Annotated in this window: 12 protein-coding genes; 5 read left to right on the top strand and 7 right to left on the bottom strand. The window is 57.2% G+C overall.

Annotated elements, in window-relative coordinates; translation table 11 throughout:
* The first annotated feature begins 19 nt into the window (after positions 1-19).
* Together PuT2_RS07480 and PuT2_RS07475 are read left to right on the top strand one after the other, a co-directional pair.
* Entirely contained in the window at positions 20-268 is a 249-nt protein-coding gene (locus PuT2_RS07480; protein ID WP_093970388.1) for a hypothetical protein, read from the top strand.
* Positions 265-513, top strand: a complete 249-nt coding sequence (locus tag PuT2_RS07475) for a hypothetical protein (protein ID WP_093970387.1) — start codon at positions 265-267, stop codon at positions 511-513. Before PuT2_RS07480 ends, PuT2_RS07475 begins: the two co-directional genes overlap by 4 nt.
* Before the next feature lie 13 nt (positions 514-526).
* Here the strand turns inward: PuT2_RS07475 and PuT2_RS07470 are convergent, their stop codons facing one another.
* Together PuT2_RS07470 and PuT2_RS07465 are read right to left on the bottom strand one after the other, a co-directional pair.
* On the bottom strand, positions 527-1,255 hold the full coding sequence (locus PuT2_RS07470; protein WP_093970552.1) for a helix-turn-helix domain-containing protein: 729 nt from the start codon (positions 1,253-1,255) through the stop codon (positions 527-529).
* A gap of 105 nt (positions 1,256-1,360) precedes the next feature.
* On the bottom strand, positions 1,361-2,269 hold the full coding sequence (locus PuT2_RS07465; protein ID WP_093970386.1) for a LysR family transcriptional regulator: 909 nt from the start codon (positions 2,267-2,269) through the stop codon (positions 1,361-1,363).
* 81 nt (positions 2,270-2,350) lie between these two features.
* On the opposite strand from PuT2_RS07465, the gene clpB reads away from it, so the two are divergent.
* Positions 2,351-4,951 (top strand): ATP-dependent chaperone ClpB, encoded by a 2,601-nt coding sequence (gene clpB / locus PuT2_RS07460; protein ID WP_093970385.1) that lies wholly within the window; start codon positions 2,351-2,353, stop codon positions 4,949-4,951.
* 149 nt (positions 4,952-5,100) lie between these two features.
* Here clpB and PuT2_RS07455 read toward each other — a convergent pair whose 3' ends face one another.
* Positions 5,101-5,760, bottom strand: coding sequence for an epoxyqueuosine reductase QueH (locus PuT2_RS07455; protein WP_093970384.1), 660 nt, complete (start codon positions 5,758-5,760; stop codon positions 5,101-5,103).
* Positions 5,761-5,836: 76 nt separating this feature from the next.
* Positions 5,837-8,629 carry a bifunctional [glutamate--ammonia ligase]-adenylyl-L-tyrosine phosphorylase/[glutamate--ammonia-ligase] adenylyltransferase gene (gene glnE / locus PuT2_RS07450; RefSeq protein WP_371596578.1) on the bottom strand — a complete coding sequence of 931 codons (2,793 nt, stop codon included), beginning with the start codon at positions 8,627-8,629 and terminating at the stop codon, positions 5,837-5,839.
* A gap of 101 nt (positions 8,630-8,730) precedes the next feature.
* On the opposite strand from glnE, the gene PuT2_RS07445 reads away from it, so the two are divergent.
* Positions 8,731-12,384 carry a YhdP family protein gene (locus PuT2_RS07445; RefSeq protein WP_093970382.1) on the top strand — a complete coding sequence of 1,218 codons (3,654 nt, stop codon included), beginning with the start codon at positions 8,731-8,733 and terminating at the stop codon, positions 12,382-12,384.
* Between the two features lie 96 nt (positions 12,385-12,480).
* Here PuT2_RS07445 and gdhA read toward each other — a convergent pair whose 3' ends face one another.
* The 3 genes from gdhA to trxA all read right to left on the bottom strand — a co-directional run bounded on the left by gdhA (position 12,481) and on the right by trxA (position 15,675).
* Positions 12,481-13,821, bottom strand: coding sequence for an NADP-specific glutamate dehydrogenase (gene gdhA, locus PuT2_RS07440; RefSeq protein ID WP_093970381.1), 1,341 nt, complete (start codon positions 13,819-13,821; stop codon positions 12,481-12,483).
* A 193-nt stretch (positions 13,822-14,014) separates the two neighbouring features.
* Entirely contained in the window at positions 14,015-15,271 is a 1,257-nt protein-coding gene (rho, locus tag PuT2_RS07435; protein WP_093970380.1) for a transcription termination factor Rho, read from the bottom strand.
* A 77-nt stretch (positions 15,272-15,348) separates the two neighbouring features.
* On the bottom strand, positions 15,349-15,675 hold the full coding sequence (trxA, locus tag PuT2_RS07430; protein ID WP_093970551.1) for a thioredoxin TrxA: 327 nt from the start codon (positions 15,673-15,675) through the stop codon (positions 15,349-15,351).
* A 209-nt stretch (positions 15,676-15,884) separates the two neighbouring features.
* On the opposite strand from trxA, the gene PuT2_RS07425 reads away from it, so the two are divergent.
* A complete protein-coding gene (locus PuT2_RS07425) occupies positions 15,885-17,771 on the top strand; it encodes a DNA topoisomerase IV subunit B (RefSeq protein WP_254046982.1) in 1,887 nt (628 codons plus the stop codon).
* Positions 17,772-17,787: the final 16 nt, after the last annotated feature.

Below are 17,787 nucleotides of genomic sequence, written 5' to 3'. Positions count from 1 at the left end.
ACAATAATCAGGTGGAGCCATGACTGAGCAAAACAAGACAACAAACCCCTGGTGGAAAGAACCCTGGCCCTGGATCATTATGGCCGGGCCGTTTCTGGCGTTGGTGGGGTGTGCCATCACTATTGCGCTGGCGGTCAAACACTTTAGCGGCGAAGCTATTACCGATGGGGGCGTTCGGCAGGGTTTGGTCGTCAAGCGGGTAGGCCCAGACCGCACCTTGCAGACACCGCCGGCAGCCACGCAAAACGACGTAAGGGGCAAGCCATGAACCGCTATTCTTTAATGTGGATTTTATGGCCGTCTTTTTTGCTGGCCGGGGCGGGCAGTGCCGCAGTATTTGCGCTGATCGACCCTTTAGACATCGCCGTGTTCGGTTCAATGCATTTCAGCCGCGAGGTTGTTTATGCCGCAGGCTTTTTTATTTTTTGGGTGGTCACGGCGTTGTCGAGTGCGCTGACGCTGTACATGGCACCCCCCGAGGGGCCGGCCAAACTAAAAGACGATGGTTTGTGAAGCCTGCCTTCGCTTAGCCGCAGTCGCTGCCGGCAAGTTCACGCAGGGCTGGCAAGTCGAGCAACTGGACTTCGCGCTGATGAATACGAATGAGGTTTTCTTTGGCAAACCGCGAAAACAGCCGGCTGACGGTTTCCAAAGTCAGGCCCAGGTAACTGCCGATTTCTTCGCGGCTCATGCGCAAAATGAATTCGGTTGACGAATACCCCAAAATGGAAAGCCGTTGCGACATATTGACCAAAAACGCGGCCAGGCGCTGTTCGGAGCGCAGCACGCCCAACGCCATGACTAATTGCTGCGACCTTTTGATTTCTTGGCTGGTCAGCCTGCGCAACTGGTGCTGTAACGCCGGCACATGTGCAATAACGCGGTCAATTTCATTGACCCGGGCAACACAGACTTCGGTGTCTTCAAGAGCAATGGCGTGCGAAAGCTGCTTGCCTTCCAGGAAGCCGTCGAGCCCGACGATTTCGCCAGGCAACAGAAAGCCGGTGACCTGGATATGGCCGGTTGCGTCTTCGAGTTGGGTTTTCATCGAGCCCAACCGAATGCCGTAAATGGCATGGGCTGGATCGCCTGTTGCAAACAGGGTGTCGCCTTTTGGGATACGTATGCGCTCTTGGACGACTTCTTCGAAACGAGCAATATCGACAGTTGACATCCCCACCGGAAGGCACAGGCTATTAAGCATGCAGGTCGAACAGCGATGGGAATCGGATGTCAGCGGGATTTTTTTCTGCATACAGGAAACAGACTGATTATGCGCGGCTGGCATATGCACATAGCTCTATGGCATAAGCTAATGGGCAGATTGTCTGATCATTGTACATGCTTTAAAAATTAATGCTTAGTGTGAATCCCAGTAGCTGGTTTGCGCATACGTGACTTTAAGCATGTCGGTAAAAACCTGCAATCGGGGGGGGATATGTCGGCGTTCGGGCATAAGAGCAAAGATACCGTTGGGCGGAGCGGCGAATTCGTCAAGCACGGTGACCAGGCGGCCTTCATCGATGTCCTGGCGTACTTCCCACAACGATCGCCATGCCAGGCCGCATCCGGCCAGCGCCCATGCGTGCAGTACCGAGCCATCGCTGCTGCTCATGGTGCCCTTGACCCGGTATGCTTTGACGTGGCCTTCTTGTTTCAGCAGCCACCCGCGCGATTGGTTGCCCTGGGTGCCGAACGACAGGCAATTGTGGTTGACCAGATCGTCGGGCGTGTTGGGACGGCCGAAACGGTTAAGGTAGTCGGGCGAGGCGACGATCACCCTGCGGTTGTCGGCCAACCGTATGCCCACATATTGCGAATTGTCCAGGTCGCCAATACGAATGGCGCAGTCATAGCGTTCGTCGATCAGGTCGACCAGTCGGTCGCTCAGGTCAAGCGTAATGCTGATGTCAGGGTAGCGTTGCAGAAAGTCGGGCAGCAGGGGGGCGATGTGGCGCCGTCCAAACCCTGCCGGGGCGCTGATTCGCAGCGGGCCGCTGGGGCGCGTCCCGCCTTGGGCCACTTGGGCTTCGGCTTCGGCCAGGTCGCGCAAAATGCGCTGGGCTTCTTCCAGAAAAAGCGCACCTTCAGAGGTCAACGACAGGCGGCGTGTCGATCGTACAAAAAGCTTGACCCCCAAACGGGCTTCCAGGGCGTCCAGACGTCGGCTCATCATGGTGGGGGCGATGTCCTGGGCTCGGGCCGCCGCCGACAGGCTACCCAGCGCAGCTACCGCGACAAAACTTTCCAGTTGTTTGAACTTATCCATTTCACATCTTGAAATTTCTTTGGCAGGCCTTATTTAATCATCATTCGAGCAGATGCTCTTACCCTACAGTGAAAGACGATTATGCGATTCGACAAATTGACCACGAAATTTCAGCAAGCGATTGCCGACGCGCAAAGCTTGGCTGTGCAAAATGACAACCAGTATATCGAGCCGGTGCATGTGCTTGCGGCTTTGCTGGCCGATACCGATAGCGGCACTGGCAGTTTGCTGGCGCGAGCCGGTGTGGCCACCAGTCGCCTGACTTCTAGCCTGAATACGGCCATAAAGGCACTGCCTCAGGTCAAAGGGGCCGGCGGCAATGTGCAGGTTGGCCGCGAACTTCAGGCCGCTTTGGCGCGTACCGACAAAGAGGCGTCTAATCGCGGCGACACTTATATTGCCAGCGAGCTCTTTTTATTGGCGCTGGTCGATGACAAAGGTGAAGCTGGGCGTTTGCTGCGCGAGGCTGGCCTTCAACGCAAGCCGCTCGAGGCCGCAGTTGAGGCCGTAAGGGGTGGCGCAACGGTATCCGACGCTGAAGGCGAGTCTAATCGCGAAGCCCTGAAAAAATACACGACCGACCTGACGGAACGCGCGCGCGAAGGCAAGCTCGACCCGGTGATTGGCCGCGACGACGAAATCCGCCGTGCCATCCAGATTCTGCAGCGTCGCACCAAAAACAATCCGGTCCTGATCGGTGAACCTGGCGTGGGTAAAACGGCGATTGTCGAAGGCCTGGCCCAGCGCATTATTAACAATGAAGTGCCCGAAACCCTGAAGGGTAAGCGGGTGCTTTCTCTTGATTTGGCGGCCTTGCTGGCCGGCGCCAAGTACCGGGGTGAGTTCGAAGAGCGTCTGAAAGCAGTGCTCAAAGAGCTATCGCAAGACCAAGGCGGCATTATTGTCTTTATCGACGAGATCCACACCATGGTGGGTGCCGGCAAGGCCGAGGGTGCCATGGATGCGGGCAATATGCTCAAGCCGGCCTTGTCGCGCGGCGAGTTGCACTGTATTGGGGCGACCACCCTCGACGAATATCGCAAATACATTGAAAAAGATGCCGCGCTGGAGCGTCGATTCCAGAAGGTGTTGGTTAACGAGCCCGACGTCGAGTCGACCATTGCCATTTTGCGCGGTTTGCAAGAGCGCTACGAGCTGCACCACGGTGTTGCCATTACCGACCCGGCTATTGTGGCGGCGGCCGAACTTTCCCACCGGTACATTACCGACCGTTTCCTGCCGGACAAGGCCATCGACCTGATCGACGAGGCGGCGGCGCGCATCCGTATGGAGATCGACTCCAAGCCAGAGGTCATGGACAAGCTGGATCGTCGCATTATTCAGCTCAAAATCGAGCGTGAGGCTGTCAAGAAAGAGACCGACGAGGGTTCGTTGCGCCGCCTGAAAGCGATTGAAGACGAGCTTGAAAAGCTGCAACGCGAGTACAACGATTACGAAGAAATCTGGAAGGCCGAAAAGGCGGCCGTTCAGGGATCACAGTCGGTGAAAGAGGAAATCGAGCGTACGCGCGCCGAGATGGCCGAGTTGCAACGCAAGGGTCAGTTCGACAAGCTGGCCGAGCTGCAGTACGGCAAATTGCCCGAGCTGGAAGCACGGCTGAAGGCGGCCGAGGCTAGCGGCGACGGCGATAAGACCGCCGAAACAGACAAGCCACGCTTACTGCGCACCCAGGTGGGCGCCGAAGAAATCGCTGAAGTGGTGGCACGCGCCACCGGCATACCCGTGTCTAAAATGATGCAGGGCGAGCGCGCCAAGTTGCTGGGTATGGAAGACCATCTGCACCGCCGTGTGGTTGGGCAAGACGAAGCAGTCAGTCTGGTGGCCGACGCTATTCGCCGTTCGCGTGCGGGTTTGTCCGATCCGTCGCGTCCTTACGGTTCGTTCCTGTTTCTGGGGCCGACGGGGGTGGGTAAAACCGAGCTCACCAAAGCATTGGCCGACTTTTTGTTCGACTCTGAAGAGCATCTGATTCGTATCGACATGAGCGAGTTCATGGAGAAGCATTCGGTGGCTCGCCTTATCGGTGCGCCTCCGGGCTATGTCGGTTACGAAGAGGGAGGCTATCTGACGGAAGCGGTGCGTCGCAAACCCTACAGTGTGATATTGCTGGATGAGGTAGAAAAGGCCCACCCGGATGTCTTTAACGTGTTGTTGCAGGTGCTCGATGACGGTCGTCTTACCGATGGTCAGGGGCGTACAGTCGATTTCCGTAATACGGTTGTCGTGATGACGTCGAACCTAGGATCGCAACATATCCAGAGTATGGCCGGGCAGCCCTATGAGGTCATTAAAGAGGTCGTCTGGGAGGAGCTCAAAACGTCGTTTCGTCCCGAGTTTCTGAATCGTATCGATGAAGTTGTGGTGTTCCATGGCCTTGATGCCAAACACATCGAGTCTATTGCCAAGATCCAGATTCAGCGCTTGCAGCAGCGTTTGGCTCAGCAAGAGATGCGTCTGGAGGTGTCGGATGCGGCGTTGGCGCAGTTGGCTCGAACAGGCTTTGATCCCGTGTTTGGTGCCCGGCCGTTGAAACGGGCGATTCAGCAGCACATTGAAAACCCGGTGGCACGTTTGTTGCTGGAAGGCAAGTTCGGACCCAAAGACGTGATTCCGGTCGATTGGCAGGATGACAAGTTTGTGTTCGAACGTACGTTGCAGTAACACCGGCTTTACCCAAAAACATCGGGCGCCCCAGGGCGCCCGATGTTTTTGGCATAAATATGACCGGCTGAATGAGGGCGTTTGAGCGGCCCGACCCGGCAGCGTTCGAGTGCGATACAGACCTCGGCTGAGGTCGATAGCGATTTGGCCTAGAGGATTTCTTCGCGACCGTAGAACTTGACGCCGATTTGCACGGGATCGCGGCCCTGGGCCCTGCGGTGGCGATTAGTGTCGCGCAGCGAATAGATGCAGCCGCAGTATTCTTGTTGGTAGAAGTTTTCGCGTTTGCTGATTTCGATCATGCGGGCCGACCCGCCGCCTTTACGCCAGTTGTATGTCCAGTACAACATGCCGGGGTAGCGCGCTGCTGCGCGTTCGCCGCACCCGTTGATCTGGTTCATGTCTTTCCAGCGAGAAATGCCCAACGAACTGGTGATGGTGTCGTAACCGTTTTCGTAGGCATACAGGGCGGTGCGCTCGAAGCGCATATCGAAACACTGCGTACAGCGTTCGCCGCGTTCGGGTTCGTTTTCCAGGCCTTTGACGCGTTCAAACCAGTTGTCGCGGTCGTAATCGGCATCGATGAATTCTATACCGTGCTCTTGTGCAAAACGGATGTTTTCGTTTTTGCGAATGTCGTATTCGCGGTCAGGGTGGATGTTGGGGTTGTAAAAGTAAATGGCGTAATCAATCCCTGACGCTGTCATGGCTTCCATGACTTCGCCGGAACAGGGGGCGCAACAAGAATGCAGCAAGACTTTCTTGCGTGATTCGGGCAGATCGAGGATGGGGCGTTTAATGTCAGTCATACCGTTATTTTAAGCGGGCTGCCGGAAATTCAAAAGGGCCAGCGCCGACGGGCGTGTTTTACCCTGGGGCTTGGGTTCAATCACCAATGACCGCCTTCCAGAGCGCGCATACGGCCTCGCGTTCAGGCAGGAACTGATCAGCAGGAATTCGCGCAATATCGTTACCCTGCAGTCGCATTTCGTGCTGCGCCTTTCGAAACACCCGATAGGCATCGGCAACTTGGGCTGACAGTTGTTGCGGTATCAGGCCGGCGCGTGCGGCCAGACCTAACAGGGCAATATTGCCCAGGTTGTCGAGCAGCTCGGGGTGGGCGGTCGATGTTGAGAGCACCAGGTATTGCGTAATGAATTCGATATCAACCATGCCACCACGATCGTGTTTGAGGTCGAACAGCTCGGTGGGGTTGGGGTGGCCGGCCGCGATTTTTTCGCGCATCACCTTGACCTCGTCACGCAGTTTGTTGGGGTCGCGCGGCAAGAGCAAAACACGCTGCCTGATTTCTTCGAATCGTGCGCCTACGGTCGGGTCTCCGGCGGCAAAACGGGCGCGCGTAATAGCCTGATGTTCCCAAGGCCAGGCATGTTCAAGCTGATACTGTTCAAAGGCATCAAGCGACACGGCCAGCACGCCGGCGTCGCCGTCGGGGCGCAGGCGCAGGTCGATTTCGTACAAACGGCCCGATGAGGTCATGGTAGATAGCCACGAGGCCATGCGGCGGCCCAGTTTGGCGTATATTTCACCAGCATCGTCGCGATCGTCGTCGTATACAAAGACCAGGTCGAGGTCAGACGCGTAACCGATTTCTTTACCCCCTAGCCGGCCATAGGCAATGACGGCAAACCGGGGCGCCGGCAGGGGGGAGACGGTCTGACCCTTGGGTTGAACCAGCGGCCAGACGCGTTGAATGGTTTCCGCCAGCAGCATATCGGCTAGCGCCGAGAGCTGGTCGGCCAGTTGTTCGACGCTGAGTACGCCGCCCAGATCTTGCGCTAGTAACTGAAAACTGACCTGACGCTGGATGTCGCGCATCAGGTTCATTTGCTGTTCGACGTCGGGCTGCCCGGTCGGCAGCATGCAGGCATCGAGTTCGCTACGCATATGCTGCGCGAGTTCGACGAAGTCGGGTGGCGCCATGAGGGAGTGCCACTCGATCAGGCTGTCGAGCAGAAGCGGATACTGACGCAAGTATTGCGCCGCCCACGGGCTGGCACCCACAATCCGGGCGACGCGGGCCAGAATCTCGGGGTATTCGGCCAGCAGCGCCAGGTACGGGCTGCGCTGCACGATTTGTTCGATCAGTTCGAGCAGGCGCAGCGCCGTTTGTTCGGGGTTGGCGGTCTTGGCGGCTGTTTCGATAATGGCTGGCAACAGGGCCTTGAGACGTCGGCGGCTGGTGGTGGGCAGGCTGCGCACTCGGTGACTTTGGCGCAGGCTGTCGATACGCTGAAGCAGTGTTTCGTTCGGGCTGCCGAAATGAGTTTCGATATGTCGGGCCATGGCATCGTCGGCTGCGGTAGCGGTGCCAGGCTCGGGCTCGGGCGCTTTGGCCGTAGTTTCGCCGTCGTCCCCCATACCAGCAAGCCGGAAGGCGTTGCGGAAAGTACCATTGACGAAGGCACGGTGGGCGGCCAGGGTTTCTTCAAATTCGCCGACCGTCATCCCCATGGCGGTGGCCAAGTCTTCGCGAAGCTGCGGGTTGTGAGGCAGTAAATGCGTTTGTTCGTCTTCGCGATACTGCAACAAATGTTCTGTGCGGCGCAAAAATACGTAAGCCGACTCAAGCCGTTTGGCCAGCGTTTCGTCGATAACTCCGGTAATGACTTGTTGCTGTAGTGCTTTTAACAGTCCCCGCTTTTGCAGCGATGGGATACGTCCCCCACGAATCAGCTGATTCAGTTGCACCACAAATTCGATTTCGCGAATGCCGCCGTCGCCGAGCTTGATATTGTGTGTGGCGTCGATGCCGTTGCGCTGGCTGGCTCGCCGATTCCAGTCTTCGCGAATACGTTCGCGCAGGGCCCGAAGCGACGACAATGCGTCAAAGTCGAAGTACTTGCGGTAGACGAAAGGTTTGCGAAGGGCCTCGAGCTGGGCCTCTTGCTGGCGCATATTGCTGCCGGCAAATGCCTGGGCAGGAATCACTCGACCTTTCAGCCACGCATAGCGTTCCCACTCGCGACCCTGCGTAATCAGGTAATTTTCAAGGGCGTCCAGGCTCCAGGCCAGAGGCCCTGAGTCGCCATCGGGGCGCAGGCGCAAATCGGTGCGGAAAACTTGCCCATTGGCGTCGGGTTCTGACAAAACCGGCATCATGCGCTGCGTGAGGCGCCCGTAAAACTCGTGGTGACTGATGCGGCGGCGCCCGTCGGTTTCGCCCTCTTCGCCGTACAGCATGATCAGGTCGATGTCTGACGAGACATTCAGTTCGCGTCCGCCTAGTTTGCCCATGCCGATGATCAGCATTTCTTGAGGGTTGCCTGTGGCGGGATCAAGGGGGATGCCATGTACCCCTGCCAGGTCTGCCGCCACTGCCCGGTAGGCCTGAGCAATGGCCAGGTCGGCAAAGTGGCTCATGGCGCCGACTACCTCTTCGAGTGGGGCCAGGCCGGCGAGGTCGCGCACCAGCAGGGTATAGAACACCCGTTCGCGTGTCTGGCGCAGTGCTTTGCGCAGCACGTCGAGCGTTGGGGCAGGGGCCGTCAGTTCGTGCCCTGCCAGCTCGGTAAACCAGCTGTCGATAAGTGACGCGGATACAGATTGGCCGCTGGCCTGTTCAAGCCATGATTCGAAGCCGGGGTGGGCGCTGGTTTTGCGGCGCAAAGCGCCCGACCAGCGCAATGCCGGTGCAAGTGAAATACGGGACATGATTGCAGCCAGGTATGGGGTAATTGAAGACGCTAAGGCATAATTCGGGTATAAGACTCCAAAAGATACAACAAAACCCCCTGTTCCGGTAAACATACTCCCACGTGCGTCAGATCTACCCCTATATCCGTTGGCTGGGCCGCACGGCGCTGGTGCTTTACTTTGTGCTGGCCGCCCTGGTGCTAGGGGTACGTTACTGGGTTCTGCCTAATATCGACAACTGGCGTCCTTACATCGAACAGCAGTTGTCGGGCGCCCTGGGCAGTCCTGTCACGCTAGGCAAGGTGTCGGCGTCGTGGTCGGGGCTTAATCCATCCCTGCAGGTCGAGCAACTGGCCGTGAACAACGCCCAGGGGCGGCAGGTGTTTTCTTTGCCCCAGGTTAACGCGCAATTGCATTGGCTGGGTTTGCTGGGCGGGCAGATCAGGCTGCTGGGTCTCGAAGCCACTGGACTGACGCTCGACATCCGTCGTGGGCCCGATGGCCGTATATGGCTTATGGGTCAACCCCTTGAAGCCGATGATGGTAGTACATCTGACACGCCGCATCCGTTTGCCCAATGGTTGTTGGCGCAACGCTACATTGCCCTTGATCACGCAACACTGCGCTGGCGCGACGAAATGCGCGATGGCCGGCCCTTGACGCTTGACGATGTGACCTTGCAGTTCATGAAGGCGGGCCAGGGGTATCAGGCATCGTTGACGCTTAATGCACCGGCGGCGCTGGCAGGGGCGCTCAGCTTGTCGGCTGAAATTCAGTATAAAGATCAAACCCTAGAACTCACGGATCCGGATGCCTGGTCCGGGCGTCTTCACACACGCATGACTCAGTTGCAGCCACAGGCGTGGGCGCCCTGGATCGATATTCCGCAGCATCTAACCCAAGGCGAGGTTTCGGGCCAATGGTGGATTGATGTGCTGCCGGGGCAGTCGCCCGTCATCACGGCCGATGTGCATATCAACGAAGGCCGATGGCAGCTTGATGAGCTTGAGTCCCACTATATTCAGGCTGGAAATGTGCAGGTGTATGCGGGCGGGCCATGGTCTGCCATCAAAGCCATTTTTGAAGCGCTGGGTGTCGAGCAAAGCCGGCCTACGCCTGCTGTGGAAGGCGATGAAGTGCAGTGGCGGCTTCGGGCCGAACAGCTGCAATTGTCGATGCCCGACGTCTTCGAGAGCGCGTTGTCTTTTGAGCGTATTGCTCTTGACGGGGCATTTCAGTTAGACGCCGGGCAACGTTTTGTGGTGCCGGTACGGCAGGCTCATGTGGTTAGCGACGCCATGGATTTGGTGCTTCAGGGGCAATGGCAGCAGGGTGATGCGGGTACGGCGGGTGTCGCAGACTTTAAAGGGCGGTTCAATCGGGCCAGTCTGAATCAAATTGGCGCGCATTTGCCAAAATCGGTCGACCCTGACGCGCGCGAATGGTTGGGCTATGGGTTGATTTCCGGGCAGTTGCTATCGGCCGATATCGTGTTGGCCGGCCCGCTCGATTATTTTCCGTTCGGCGAAGCCCCCGATCAGGGCAAGTTTCAGATTGCCGGTCGTTTTGAAGATACCGATATTGATTATGCGCCGGCTGATGCAAACGGGCCCGGTTGGCCTCGACTGACGGACGTGAAAGGCTTGGTGATGCTCGATCGGGTCGACCTCCGTTTGTTTGCTGAATCTGCCCAAGTCAGCCCTGCCGAAAATGTTGCGATTGCTTTGACAGAGGTGAAGGCGCGCATTCCAAATATCGAGTTCGATGCGGTACTGACGGTGCAGGGGGCATCGGTGGCACCAGCATCGTCCTATCTGGCATTGGCACATCACTCTCCGCTTGGTGGCTTGCTTGATAACGCCCTAGACCTGGCCCAGGCCGACGGGCAGTGGCAGGTACCCTTGAAGTTGCGCGTCCCCTTGTTGAATACCGACGACACCAAAGTCCAGGGGCAAATTTTATTTGATGGCGGTCAGGTCGTGCTTGATCCGGACGTCCCCGCATTGCAGCAAGTGAGCGGGCATCTGAACTTCTCTGACACGGGGCTGGACACCGATAACCTAAAAGCTACTTTTTTGGGTGGGCCGTTGGCGGCGCGAGGCGGCATAGGGGGAGGGCGCAAGGGTTTGGCTCTTGAGGGGCGCATTGCAGCCAATGCGCTGGCTGAGTTTGTAGATCTCGAAGGCATGAAGCGGTTGTCTGGCGCTATAGATTACACCGGCACCGTCCGACGCTTACCCACCCGTCGTTACGCCATGGCCGTCCAATCGACATTGCAGGGGTTGTCGGCCGATTTCCCAGAACCGGTGGGTAAAGATGCGCAGCAGCAGCGTACGTTGCGTGCCGAATGGGTACCTTTGGACGGCGGTTCGGCGCGTCTTGACGTTAGTTTGCCCAACGACATCCGCTTGCGCCTGTTGCGGCGTGTCGCTCGCGACGCCCAGGCTTATTTCGATGCGGTGGCCATTGGCGTTGGGCAGACACCGGTGTTGCCCGCCCGCGGCCTTGCAGTAGATGCCCGTTATCCCGAAATTGATGCCGATATCTGGATGGATATCGTGGACGAGTTCGATCGCAGTCTATCGGGGCGCGCGTCTGTAAAGACAACGGGCTCGCGCAAACTGCCTTTATTGCCTTCGTTACGCCAACTTCGAGTGCAGGCGGGGCAGCTTAAAGTGTATGGGCTTGAGCTTGAAAAGGCGACGTTAACCGCCGCGTATCAACCCATGGCGCAGTGGCGTATTGATGTCAGCGCAACTGAAACAGCCGGGACCTTGTTCTGGAAAGAGGCCAATGGGGACCAACGTGAAGCGGTAGACGGCAAATTCGAGCGCCTAGCCCTGGGACGTGCCGGGCAAGACGGTGAGGCATCTAAGGCCGATCAGGCGCCTGATGAAACCGGCCTGGAGCATTTCGATATCCCGGAGCTTGCGCTGGAGGTCCGCAACTTCACCTTGTATGGCAAACCGTTGGGTCAGCTGATGGTCTCGGGCCTGAATACGCCGCAGACGAAGCAGTGGGAGCTGAATCGTTTAAGTATCAAGAATGAGTCAGCCGAGCTCGAAGGAACGGGGCTTTGGAAATTGTCGGGGCCAGACCGTGGTTTGTCGCTGGATGCGGAGCTTAAAGTTGCCGACCTCGGTGGATTGCTTGAGCGTCTGGGCATGCCCGATACGGTCTCGGGTGGCAATGGGTCGATGAGCGGGAACATTCGCTGGGGCAATATGCCCTGGCGCTTCAGTCGCGCTGACATCAGTGGCCAGTTGCAGCTCGACTTGCGCAAAGGGCGGTTCAGTTCGGTTAATTCAAGATCTGCAAGAATTCTGGAGTTATTGTCATTCCAGTCTATCCAACGTCTGTTGACGTTCGATCTGAACCCCAACGGTATGTTCCGTGAGGGGTTTCCATTCGACTCTTTTGGGGGCACGCTGGCCATCGAGCGTGGCGTGATGACGACCAACAACTATCGCGTCGAAGGGCCTGTCGGTAATATCAGCCTGGGGGGCGATGTTAATTTGGTCGACGAAACCCTGAACTTGCAGGCTATGGTTGTGCCCAACCTGGATATGAGTGGCGCCGCATTGGCGGGCATTGCCATCAACCCCATTGTCGGGGTAGGCGCGTTTTTGACGCAGTGGCTATTAAAGGCGCCGTTATCGCGAGCAATGACCCTGCATTACCAGGTAACGGGCAAATGGGACGAACCCCGGCTGCAAGAAGTTACCGACAAGCAAAGCGCCGGTAACGGCAATATAAAAAGCGCAGCGGGCGAATAAAAACCACAGTCGTAAATGAAAGAAGGGGTTGGCCTTCGCAGCGCTTGGCTATGCGTTGGCCAACCCAATCTTGCGGTTCACGATGTCAGACTCCGATCAATAAACACCTTGCTGCAACATGGCGTCGGCGACTTTGACGAAGCCAGCGATGTTCGCACCATTGACGTAATTGACCGCATTGCCATTCTGGCCATAACGGACGCAGTTTTCGTGAATGTCGCGCATGATTGCGTGCAGTTTGTGGTCGACCTCTTCACGGGGCCACGACAAACGGGCGGCGTTCTGGCTCATTTCGAGGCCCGATACCGCGACACCACCGGCGTTACTGGCTTTGCCCGGTGCGTACAGTACACCCGCTTCGATGAAGGCATCTGCGGCTTCGATGGTTGAGGGCATGTTCGCACCTTCGGCAACACACAAGACGCCATTTTTAATGAGCGTTTTAGCATCGTCGATTTCAAGCTCGTTCTGGGTTGCGCAGGGCAGAGCAACGTCGACGGGCACGTGCCATGGGCGCTTGCCTTGTTCGTAGGTCAGGCCAAGCTCTTTGGCGTAGGTGGTCAGTCGCTCGCGGCGGTTGTTCTTGATGTCCATGAGCAACGCGAGTTTCTCGGGTGTGAAACCTGCCGGGTCTACTACGCAGCCGTCGGAGTCGGAGACAGTGATGACCTTGGCACCGATTTGCATGCATTTTTCGATGGCGTACTGTGCGACGTTGCCCGAGCCGGACACCGAAACAGTCAGGCCGTCGAGCGATTTGCCCGCATGCTTGAGCATTTCTTCAGCGAAGTAAACCGTACCGTAGCCGGTGGCTTCGGGGCGAATCAGACTGCCACCGAATGTCAGACCTTTGCCTGTGAAAACACTGGCCGACGAGTTCGACAGTTTTTTCATCATGCCGGCCATGAAGCCGACTTCGCGAGCGCCAACACCAATATCACCAGCCGGTACGTCGGTATCGGGGCCAAGGTGGCGATACAGTTCGATCATGAGCGCCTGGCAGAAACGCATGACTTCGCCATTGGACTTGCCTTTGGGGTCGAAGTCAGAGCCGCCTTTACCGCCGCCCATGGGCAACGTGGTCAGTGCGTTCTTGAAAGTTTGCTCGAATGCCAGGAATTTCAGGATAGACAGGTTCACTGAGGGGTGAAAACGCATGCCGCCCTTGAAGGGACCGATAGCTGAGCTGTGTTGAATGCGGAAGGCGCGGTTTGTTTGGACCTGGCCCTTGTCGTCGACCCAGGACACACGGAACTGAATGACGCGTTCGGGTTCGACCAGACGCGACAGCAAGCCCTGTTCGGCATAGCGGGGGTTTTGTTCGATGAAAGGCCAAAGCGAAATCATGACCTCTTTGACGGCCTGCATAAACTCAGGCTGGTGAGGGTCACGCGCCTGGACCTGATCCAGGAACTGGTTAAGACTGGGTAGTTTCATTGGCTGTTTTTCTTAAGTTGCTCACGCAGACGCACCCAAAGGGTTTGCCTTTGTGATTGATAACGAGAGAAAGAAACGTTTTGTTTTTGTTGACTGTTATTGTTGTTGGCAAGCTGCCCGTGGATACACCCCGGATGCGCAAGACAGCCAAGATGCACTAAGCCTCTCGGTTGAGAGGCTTAGGGGCGGTAAATCATTTCTTCATCATGTCGAAGAATTCGGCGTTGTTTTTAGTAGCGCGAATTTTATCGAGGATGAACTCCATGGCGGCAACCTCATCCATGTCGTGGATGAATTTGCGCAGGACCCAGACTTTTTGGAGCAGATCGGGTTTGATGAGGAGCTCTTCGCGGCGGGTGCCGGATTTATTCAGATTTATGGCCGGATAGACGCGTTTTTCAGCCAGACGACGTTCGAGGTGGACCTCGGAGTTGCCGGTTCCTTTGAACTCTTCGTAGATGACCTCGTCCATGCGGCTGCCGGTTTCGATCAGGGCGGTACCAATGATGGTCAGCGAGCCGCCTTCTTCGAGGTTGCGTGCCGCACCGAAGAAGCGTTTGGGGCGTTGCAGTGCATTGGCGTCGACACCCCCGGTAAGCACTTTGCCCGACGAGGGCACCACCGTGTTGTAGGCGCGCGCCAAGCGGGTGATGGAGTCGAGCAAAATGACGACGTCTTTTTTGAGTTCGACCAGACGCTTGGCTTTTTCGATGACCATTTCGGCCACCTGAACGTGACGGGTGGCGGGCTCGTCGAACGTCGACGCCACGACCTCGCCGCGCACGGTGCGCTGCATTTCGGTGACTTCTTCAGGGCGTTCGTCGACCAGCAGCACAATGACCGTGGCTTCGGGGTAATTGGTGGTAATGGCATGTGCAATGTGCTGCATCATGACCGTTTTACCCGATTTGGGGCTGGCAACGATCAGGGCGCGCTGGCCTTTGCCGATAGGGGCAAAGATGTCCATGATACGGCCGGTGATGTTCTCTTCGCTTTTGATGTCGCGTTCGAGCGTCATGACCTGATTGGGGTGCAACGGGGTCAGGTTTTCGAACATGATCCGGTGCTTGATGGCCTCGGGTTGCATGCCGTTGACCTTGTCGACCTTGACCAGGGCAAAGTAGCGTTCGCCGTCTTTCGGTGTGCGCACTTCGCCTTCGATGGAGTCGCCCGTATGCAAATTGAAACGGCGGATCTGGGACGGCGAAATATAGATGTCGTCGGTGCTGGCCAGATAAGACGTGTCGGGGGAACGCAAAAAGCCGAAACCGTCGGGCAGGACTTCGAGAACGCCGTCGCCGAAGATCTGTTCGCCTTGTTTGGCGCGACGCTTCATGATGGCAAACATGATTTCTTGTTTGCGCAGGCGGCTGGCGTTGTCGATATCCAGGCTGGCAGCCATTTCGAGCAGCTGCGAAACGTGCAGCGCTTTGAGTTCGGTGAGATGCATGAGAGGGGAAGAAGGGAAGTTGAGCTAGTGGCAGGCCTGGACAGGCCTGCGCGCAAGTGAAAAACGGTTAGTTGGAGTTAGACGGCGTCGTCGAGAAAGGCGCCAAGCTGAGACTTGGTGAGCGCGCCTACTTTAGTGGCGGCTGCCTTGCCGTCTTTGAACAGCATGAGCGTCGGGATGCCTCGTACACCAAATTTTGCAGCGGTGTCGGGGTTTTCGTCAACGTTTAGCTTGGCAATAGTAACACGACCTTGGTATGTCTTGGCCGCTTCGTCTAGCAGCGGGGCGATCATTTTGCAGGGCCCGCACCATGCAGCCCAGTAGTCGACCAGGACAGGGCCGTCGGCTTGAAGAACGTCGGCTTCGAAGCTGGCGTCGGTAACGTTTTTGATGAGTTCGCTCATGGTATTGAAATAAAGGTTTGAGTTACTAAAAACTATACTAAGCATAACATCTGCCGGGTTTTGCTGACTACCAGGTTAGCGGATCTGAGGCAAAATACTGTTTTTTCGTCCACCAGATTTTTGGGGAAACCTTGGCTACGACACCACACTACGACGAAGCATCGATTCGGGTTCTGAAAGGACTTGAACCGGTACGCCAGCGCCCGGGCATGTATACCCGCACCGAAAACCCGCTGCATATTCTGCAAGAGGTTATCGACAACGCTGCCGACGAAGCTTTGGCAGGGTTTGGCACGCAAATCAGCGTGACCCTGCACACCGACGGCAGCATTTCCGTCGAAGACGACGGGCGTGGCATTCCGGTGGGCTTGCATCCCGAAGAGCAGGTGCCGGTGGTTGAAATTGTGTTTACGCGACTGCATGCCGGCGGCAAATTCGACAAAAAGGCCGGGGGGGCCTATGCCTTCTCGGGGGGCTTGCACGGCGTGGGCGTGTCGGTCACGAATGCGTTGTCCACGCGGCTTGAGGTTGATGTGATGCGTGACGGGTTGACGCATCGTCTGGTGTTCGGGCACGGCGAGGTTATCGAACCCTTGCAACCGCTGCAGTCGGTACCTAAAAAAAGAACCGGCACCCGCGTTCGTGTCTGGCCCGATCCGCAGTATTTCGATTCTGCAGTCATTCCGGCGGCCGAACTGGTCCATTCGTTGCGCAGCAAAGCTGTGTTGCTCAGCGGCATCAAAGTGTCGCTGACTGTTGAAAAAACCGGTGAAACCCGTCAATGGCAATATGCCGATGGCTTGCGCAGTTACCTTGACGAAGCCCTGGGCGATGCCGAGCGCATTGTGCCGCTCTTCGAAGGGCGCCAGTATGCCGGCGCCGACGACGACAGTTTTTCGGAAGGCGAGGGCGCGCATTGGGCGGTGGTCTGGACATCCGAGGGTAATGTTGTGCGTGAGTCTTACGTCAACCTGATTCCCACCCCGGCGGGCGGGACTCACGAGGCGGGTCTGCGTGACGGTTTGTTCAATGCGGTCAAATCCTTCGCCGAACTGCACAACCTTATTCCCAAAGGGGTGCGCCTGTTACCCGAAGACGTCTTTGCACGCGCCAGTTTTGTGTTGTCGGCCAAAGTGCTCGACCCACAGTTTCAAGGCCAGATCAAAGAGCGCTTAAATAGTCGCGATGCGGTCCGGTTGGTCAGTGCTTACGTTAAGAACGCGCTCGAACTGGTCTTGCACGCCAACGTCGAGGCTGGTAAGAAACTAGCCGAAAGCGCTATTCGTCAGGCTCAGGCGCGGGCCCGTTCAGCGCAAAAAGTCGAAAAGCGTAAAAGCTCGGGCGTTGCCGTATTGCCTGGCAAACTGACCGATTGCGAGTCTTCCGACGCGTCGCGTACCGAGCTGTTCCTGGTCGAGGGTGACTCTGCCGGGGGCTCTGCAAAAATGGGGCGCGACAAAGAGTTTCAGGCTATTTTGCCCCTGCGCGGCAAGGTGCTTAATTCGTGGGAAGTCGAGCGTGACCGGCTTTTTGCCAATAACGAAATTCACGATATCTCGGTCGCGATCGGTGTCGACCCGCACGGTCCGGATGACACCGTTGACCTGTCCGGATTGCGTTACGGACGTGTTTGTATTTTGTCGGATGCCGACGTCGACGGTTCCCACATTCAGGTGTTGTTGCTCACGTTGTTTTTTCGGCACTTCCCCCGTCTGGTCGAATCGGGGCACGTTTATATTGCCCGGCCGCCCCTGTTTCGGGTCGATGTTCCCGCATTGGGTAAGCGCCCGGCGCGCAAGCTGTATTGTCTCGATCAGGGCGAACTCGAAGCGGTACAAGATAAGTTGCGTGCCGAAGGCGTGCGCGAGGGGTCCTGGAGCATCAGCCGCTTCAAAGGCCTGGGCGAAATGAGTGCCGAGCAACTTTGGGAAACCACCATGAACCCGGACACCCGCCGCCTGATGGTGGTGTCGTGCGGCGAGCTGGGTGTGAAAGGCACCGTAGAAATGTTCGACATGCTGATGGGTAAGGGCGAATCGGCGCAGCGCCGCGCCTGGCTCGAAGAGAAAGGCAATCTTGCCGATGTCGACGTCTAACTAAATAAAGCAGGAC

Source organism: Pusillimonas sp. T2 (assembly GCF_002236805.1).
Lineage (GTDB): Bacteria > Pseudomonadota > Gammaproteobacteria > Burkholderiales > Burkholderiaceae_B > Neopusillimonas.
Note: the sequence above shows the minus strand (reverse complement) of the source record. Positions and strands in the feature narration are given on the sequence as shown.

What these genes read in the sequence shown, in the direction of transcription:
- trxA (WP_093970551.1), bottom strand. Translation starts at nt 15,675, where the DNA reads ATGAGCGAACTCATCAAAAACGTTACCGACGCCAGCTTCGAAGCCGAC.
- clpB (WP_093970385.1), top strand. Translation starts at nt 2,351, where the DNA reads ATGCGATTCGACAAATTGACCACGAAATTTCAGCAAGCGATTGCCGAC.
- PuT2_RS07475 (WP_093970387.1), top strand. Translation starts at nt 265, where the DNA reads ATGAACCGCTATTCTTTAATGTGGATTTTATGGCCGTCTTTTTTGCTG.
- PuT2_RS07465 (WP_093970386.1), bottom strand. Translation starts at nt 2,269, where the DNA reads ATGGATAAGTTCAAACAACTGGAAAGTTTTGTCGCGGTAGCTGCGCTG.
- PuT2_RS07425 (WP_254046982.1), top strand. Translation starts at nt 15,885, where the DNA reads ATGTATACCCGCACCGAAAACCCGCTGCATATTCTGCAAGAGGTTATC.
- rho (WP_093970380.1), bottom strand. Translation starts at nt 15,271, where the DNA reads ATGCATCTCACCGAACTCAAAGCGCTGCACGTTTCGCAGCTGCTCGAA.
- PuT2_RS07480 (WP_093970388.1), top strand. Translation starts at nt 20, where the DNA reads ATGACTGAGCAAAACAAGACAACAAACCCCTGGTGGAAAGAACCCTGG.
- gdhA (WP_093970381.1), bottom strand. Translation starts at nt 13,821, where the DNA reads ATGAAACTACCCAGTCTTAACCAGTTCCTGGATCAGGTCCAGGCGCGT.
- PuT2_RS07455 (WP_093970384.1), bottom strand. Translation starts at nt 5,760, where the DNA reads ATGACTGACATTAAACGCCCCATCCTCGATCTGCCCGAATCACGCAAG.
- PuT2_RS07470 (WP_093970552.1), bottom strand. Translation starts at nt 1,255, where the DNA reads ATGCAGAAAAAAATCCCGCTGACATCCGATTCCCATCGCTGTTCGACC.